This is a genomic window from Acetobacter malorum, from assembly GCF_001580615.1.
GTDB lineage: Bacteria > Pseudomonadota > Alphaproteobacteria > Acetobacterales > Acetobacteraceae > Acetobacter > Acetobacter malorum.
Genome location: NZ_LHZC01000004.1, coordinates 1 through 775, shown reverse-complemented (window position 1 = coordinate 775; position 775 = coordinate 1). Strand labels below are relative to the sequence as shown.

Annotated in this window: 1 pseudogene; it reads left to right on the top strand. The window is 53.3% G+C overall.

The window, feature by feature from the left end:
* Positions 1-775 (top strand): annotated as a pseudogene (locus tag AD930_RS18005) (Hint domain-containing protein); the annotation flags it as partial.

Genomic DNA, 775 nt, shown 5'->3' with positions numbered 1-775 from the left:
GATCAACGCCTCACTGGGCACGCCCTCCAACCCCATTACGGTTTCGGGCGGAACGGTTAATCTGCAGCAGAACAGCTCCATTCTCGCCAATCTCTGGGGCGAAGGGGGCGCGATCAATGTTGATCCAGACTCCGTTAATACGATTTATATCAATGATAGATATTCCAATAATGACGGAAACAAGCAGAATACCGTTATCAATGGTGTTTCCGAAAATACCCATTTTGGCCTTCTCGGAACGTCCTCCGCACCAGTTGCAGCGACATACTCTTTAAATGACGATGGCTCTTATACTCTGACAGTTCATCTGGCAGACGACCGCAGCATCGCATATACTCATGTCAACATGGCTGCGGGCTACACGCCGCCGGCACAAATCACCATCGTGCAAGACGGCACAACGGGATGGCTGCTCGAAGATACAGCCCATCCCACTGTTCCTTCTTATAGCGCGAATGATCTCCATACTTCTCTGGCCGCCATCGCAACAGACGCTAACTCTGCGGGTGGTGATACGTCCCAGTATACCACGCAGGGGTCTGGCTATCATGCCCATGATGCAAACTGGCGCTGGACAGGCCCTGCCACAGGAGGCGACTGGAGCGATCCCGCCAACTGGACACTGTATAACAGCAAAAACCAGCCTGTGCCCGCCAGTGAAATTCCTACAGGGGGCGCGCCAGCTATTCCGCAAAGCGAGCAAAATGCGGATGTCAACGTCGGATATTATGACGGCAAGACGCCTAGCGTGGTGGTTGCCAATGCTCCCTATTAC